Raw genomic sequence first — 5090 nt, forward strand, 5'->3', positions numbered from 1 at the left:
CGCCCAGCGCGTCCTCTCCGTCATCCCCCCGATGACGCAGCTGAACACGCCATACCCCTCCACCGCCTACCTCACGGGATTCCTGCGCTCGCGCGGCGTGACGGCGTTCCAGGAAGACCTGGCATTGGCGCTGGTGCTGCGCCTGCTCTCGCCCGAAGGCCTGAAGGCCGTGGTCGACAAGGTGGACGCACTGCCCGCCAAAAAGCAGAGCCCCGCCGTGCAAAGTTTTGCGGCGCAAAAGGACCGCTACCTCGCCACCATCGGCCCCGCCATTGCCTTCTTGCAAGGCCGCGACAGCACGCTGGCGCACCGCATCGTGGGACGGAACTACCTGCCCGAGGGCCCGCGCTTTGCCACACTGGATGTGTATGTGGATGACGAAGGCGGCGACCCGCTGGGCTGGGCCTTTGGCGCGCTCGGCCTGACGGACAAGGCCAAGCACCTGGCCACGCTGTACCTGAACGACCTGGCCGATGTGCTGCGCGACGCGGTGGACGAGCGCTTTGAGTTTGTGCGCTATGCCGAATCGCTGGCCGGCAGCCAGCCCACGTTTGACCCGCTGGCCCAAGCACTCGCTGCGCCGCCCACGCTGGTGGACGAGTTGCTGGAGCAGCTCACGCACGAAGCGATTGCCCAGCACCAGCCCAGCGTGGTGCTGCTGTCCGTGCCGTTCCCGGGGTCCGTGTATGCGGCGTTCCGCATCGCCCAGGCCATCAAGGCGCACTACCCACACATCGCCACCGTGCTGGGCGGCGGCTTTGTGAACACCGAACTGCGCGAGCTGGCCGACCCGCGCGTGTTTGACCACTTTGACTACGTGACGCTGGACGCGGGCGAGCGCCCGCTGCTGGCGCTGCTGGAACACCTGCGCGGTGAACGCGGCCGCCAGCGCTTGGTGCGCACCTTCGTGCGCGGTGAGGATGGCGCGGTGCAGTACATCAACATGATGGAAGCCGACATCGCCTTTGCCGAGGTGGGCACACCCACCTGGGACGGCCTGCCGCTGGACCGCTACCTGTCGCTGCTGGACATGCTCAACCCCATGCACCGTCTGTGGAGCGACGGGCGCTGGAACAAGCTCACCGTGGCGCACGGCTGCTACTGGAAGAAGTGCAGCTTCTGCGACGTGAGCCTGGACTACATCAGCCGCTACGAAGGCGCAAGCGCCGCCGTGCTGGCCGACCGCATCGAGCAGATCGTGCGCGAGACGGGACAGACCGGCTTTCACTTTGTGGACGAAGCCGCACCGCCCAAGGCACTCAAGGCGCTGGCTACCGAGCTCATCGCGCGCAACGCAGGCATCAGCTGGTGGGGCAATGTGCGGTTTGAAAAAACCTTCACCCCCGACCTGGCCGAGCTGCTGGCCGACAGCGGCTGCATTGCGATCTCGGGCGGGCTCGAAGTCGCGTCAGACCGGCTGCTCACGCTGATGAAAAAAGGCGTGTCGGTGGACCAGGTGGCGCGCGTGACCCGGGCCTTCACCGACGCGGGCATCCTGGTGCATGCTTACCTGATGTACGGCTTTCCCACCCAGACCGTGCAAGACACGGTGGACGCGCTGGAGTACGTGCGCCAGTTGTTCGCCAACGGCTGCATCCAGAGCGGGTTCTTCCACCGCTTTGCCTGCACCGTGCACTCGCCCGTCGGCAAAAACCCCGAGGAATACGGCGTCACGCTGGCACCGCTGCCGCCCGGTGACTTTGCCAAGAACGACGTGGCCTTCATCGACCCCACGGGGGTGGACCACGACGCGCTGGGCGGCGCGCTGAAGAAGGCCATCTATAACTACATGCACGGCATCGGGCTCGAAGAGGACGTACGCACGTGGTTCCCGTTCAAGGTGCCCAAGACGACGGTGCGGCGGGACCGGATTGAACGGGCGCTGCAGCAGCGCGGCTGAGCCAGCAGTATTTCTTCAAGCAGCCGCCATGAAAGCCAGGATGTCGTCGAAGTCCTTGCGGTCCTTGGGCGTCTGATACTTGTAGGCAGCGAACGACTGCTGGAGCATTTCGGTCAGCCGGTCACGGCGTTGCACGAGTTCGGCCTTCCACGCCGGGTCGCGCACCAGCAGTTTCAGGATAGCGAGCTTGCCGTCCAGGTTCTCATACATGGCGTCGAACGAGCGGGCCGTGAGCTCCAGCAAATTGGCCAGCTTGGGCAGGCCGCGGGTTGTGGCGCCTTTGTCCAGCAGCAACTGCACGATCTTGGCTTGGTGGTAGTAGATGGCGATCTCGATGGGGTAGCTCGTTTCCGATGCGCCCTGAGCGCGCCCATCAGGGTCGGCACCGTGCTGCAGCAGCAGGTCCACGATCTTGGGTGCAGAGAACCGACAGGCCTCGTACAGGTTGGGATAGCCCTTGTGCGGCAGGTTGGGGTCGGCGCCATGCTCCAGCATGAGCTGCACGACCTTCAAGCGCTTGTCGGTGATGGCCTTGTTCAGGCAGGCGTAGCCGGAAGAGAATGTGCTGTTGGGGTCGGCCCCCTTCTCCAGCAGGGCCTGCACGGTGGCCTGGTTCTTGGAGAACCCGATGGCGCGGATGAAGGCATAGGTCGGGTCGTTCTGCTCGCGCTCGGCAGCCTCGATGATCTTTCCCACACGGCCGAGCTGGGCGGTCGGGGCCAGGGTCTTCATCAAGGCCACGACATCTACGGGCGGCTTTTTCTTGCCGTCGATGAAGCCATATTCAAGCTTGCGGGCGACCTCATCATCGACCAGTTCGGCATGCAGCGCATGGCAGACCTTGGACAAGGGCTTGATGAAAGCACCAACATCGGCAGAGCCCGAGGTGAATGCCGCGTCGATCACCAGGCCCGAACGCTCGCAGCGGTCAAAGCCCAGGTGGTCCGTGGGGTGGATGGTGAGCTTGCGGGCCGCGAAGAAGGCCCTGACCGCCGCTGCAAGCCCGGCACCACCGGGAGTGCTGAAAACCGCATGCAGTGCATCGGCATCGGTATCGTTCTTGCAGACCAGCGTGAATCGCGTCGTGGTTTCCATGTTCCCTCGGATGGACTGAAGCATTGGTTTTTGCAGGCATCATATTTCGATGCAGACACCTCGCCCGCCCTTCACCGCCGCCATCTTCGACATGGACGGACTGCTGGTCGACTCCGAGCGCGTGACCCTGCGCGCCTGGCTGGACGCCGCACGGGCGCGGGGCATTGCACTGGCAGAGGCCGACTACCTGCAGGTGGTGGGGCGCGCGTCCACCGACTCCGACACCATGCTCACGGCTTTGCTGGGTGGTCCGCAGATGTTCGAACAGGTGCAATCCGATGTGGCTGCGCGCCTGTGGGACGCGGGGCCAGAGCCCCTGTTTCCCCTCAAACCCGGCGCCGCCTCGCTGCTGCACGCCTTGGGGCAAGCAGGCGTGCCCTGCGCGGTGGCCTCATCGTCGCGGCGCGACGAGATTGAGCACCGCCTGGGCAGGGTGGGCGTGCTGCAGCACTTTCACGCCTGGGCTGGCGGCAACGAGGTACCGCGCGGCAAACCCGACCCCGCCCTGTACCAGCTGGCAGCTGTGCGCCTGGGCGTGGACCCCGCAAAGTGCCTGGCGTTTGAAGACAGCGAGAACGGCGCACGCGCGGCGCAAGCCGCAGGGGTCGCGGTAGTGATCGTGCCGGACCTCAGAGTGCCGGGCATCGAGGTGGTTGAGCGCAGCCACGGCGTGCTCGGATCGCTGGTGCATGCCCATGACCACCTGCCGCGCTGGTTCAGGGCGGCGCGGGTGCCGTAAAACTGATGAAAATTGGCCTCTAGCGCTTATCCATCGGCGGAAATAACTATCAAATTTGCAGCATTACCGTTTCTGCTTTTGGTACGCCTTGTCGGCCGGTGGCCCCCGGTCGGTGTCCTGCAGTCCACGTTTCACATCACGGTAGGCCTGCTCCATCTTGGCGTCGGGTTCGCCGTCGGTCATGTTGACCGCCTCGTCGCGCTCGTGCGGCAGGAGGGGTTCGGGCCCGCTCAGGTCTTCGGGTCCGCTGCCGGGGTGCGGCTGGGGCTGGGTGGTGTTCACGCGCCGCTCGGTGCGGGCGGGCACAGGAGCGGAGGGGATGATCTCCTCTTCCTTGCGGGGGGCTGTGGGGGTCGTTTTCATGTGGGGCCTTGGTATGCGACGTGGAGTCCCTTCACCCTAGCGCCGCTGGCCGCCCCGCGTTGTAGGCCCAGGCCCTGCGCATCTGCGGGCGCGCAGAGCCTGCTGTCACCAGAACAGCCAACGCTCCAGCGCATGGAGCAGGAGGAATACGACCACGCCGAGCAAGAAAAGGATCGCCTTGCGGCGCGCCCGCTCGCTCACCACCAGCTTGTAGACCGTGTACGCAGCGAGCGTGCCAACAAAAGGCGCCACGATGGCGGCCCCGGACATGATGATCGCTGCGAGCTTGCCCCAGCCATCCGTCCCGCCCATGGCCCAGATCGACCGCAAGAACATCGCGCTCGGAATGGCCAGGCCCAACCACAGCACCCCGGACGCCACCGCCACGCTGAAGTGGTGCGCGAGCAGACCATAAAGAACCAATGCACCCGCCACGCCACCCAAAAAGGCCAGGCGCTTGAGCCAGAGCGGCAGCGACTCGCCAGAGCGGCGCGCTGGCTTGGCTTCACGGGCCTTCTTGGCCGCTGCAGCCTCCGCCTGGGCCCGTTCTTTTCGCAGCTGTTCACGCTTCTCGGAGGATTCACGGGCGCCGCGCAGGAAATTGTCCACCGCCGGGTTGTCCACCTGCACAAGGATGCGGGCGGTGCGCGACAGGGCTTGGTCGTGCTGGGGAATAACGGTCTGCAGCGCCGCACCCTGGCTGAACCAGTGCCCCATCTGCGCCAGCCAGCTGACGCCAGCGGGTGGCAGCCCGTAGCCGCCCTCGACCGCACTGCACAGGTACTGCTGGGTGGTTTGCGGCGGCACCAGCTGCCGCGTGGTGTAGCGGGGCAGCGCGCATTGCATCCGCGGCGCCGCTGGCTGCATGCCAGGGCGGCCCAGCTGCAGCGCGAACTCCGGCAGGGGCAGGGGCTCAGCCAGCATGTTGCGCACGCCCACCCACAGGTACAGCCCCCGAAGCCCACCGTCCTGCGCCCGCCGCACCCACAGGCC

Annotated in this window: 5 protein-coding genes; 2 read left to right on the forward strand and 3 right to left on the reverse strand. The window is 65.9% G+C overall.

The window, feature by feature from the left end; all coding sequences use genetic code 11:
* The coding region (locus tag DBR23_RS02155; RefSeq protein ID WP_233250232.1) for a radical SAM protein at positions 1-1900 on the forward strand (1900 nt) is incomplete at its 5' end.
* 15 nt (positions 1901-1915) lie between these two features.
* Here DBR23_RS02155 and DBR23_RS02160 read toward each other — a convergent pair.
* Positions 1916-2995, reverse strand: coding sequence for an ankyrin repeat domain-containing protein (locus DBR23_RS02160; protein WP_158276411.1), 1080 nt, complete (start codon positions 2993-2995; stop codon positions 1916-1918).
* 49 nt (positions 2996-3044) lie between these two features.
* Here DBR23_RS02160 and DBR23_RS02165 point away from each other — a divergent pair, with 49 nt between their 5' ends.
* Positions 3045-3734 (forward strand): HAD family phosphatase, encoded by a 690-nt coding sequence (locus DBR23_RS02165; protein WP_108497166.1) that lies wholly within the window; start codon positions 3045-3047, stop codon positions 3732-3734.
* A 63-nt stretch (positions 3735-3797) separates the two neighbouring features.
* Here DBR23_RS02165 and DBR23_RS02170 read toward each other — a convergent pair whose 3' ends face one another.
* Positions 3798-4097 (reverse strand): hypothetical protein, encoded by a 300-nt coding sequence (locus tag DBR23_RS02170; RefSeq protein WP_056056870.1) that lies wholly within the window; start codon positions 4095-4097, stop codon positions 3798-3800.
* A 105-nt stretch (positions 4098-4202) separates the two neighbouring features.
* On the reverse strand, positions 4203-5090 hold an 888-nt coding region (locus DBR23_RS02175), incomplete at its 5' end, for a hypothetical protein (protein WP_108497167.1).

The organism is Acidovorax sp. HMWF018 (assembly GCF_003061035.1).
In the GTDB taxonomy this organism is placed as follows: Bacteria; Pseudomonadota; Gammaproteobacteria; order Burkholderiales; family Burkholderiaceae_C; genus Acidovorax; species Acidovorax delafieldii.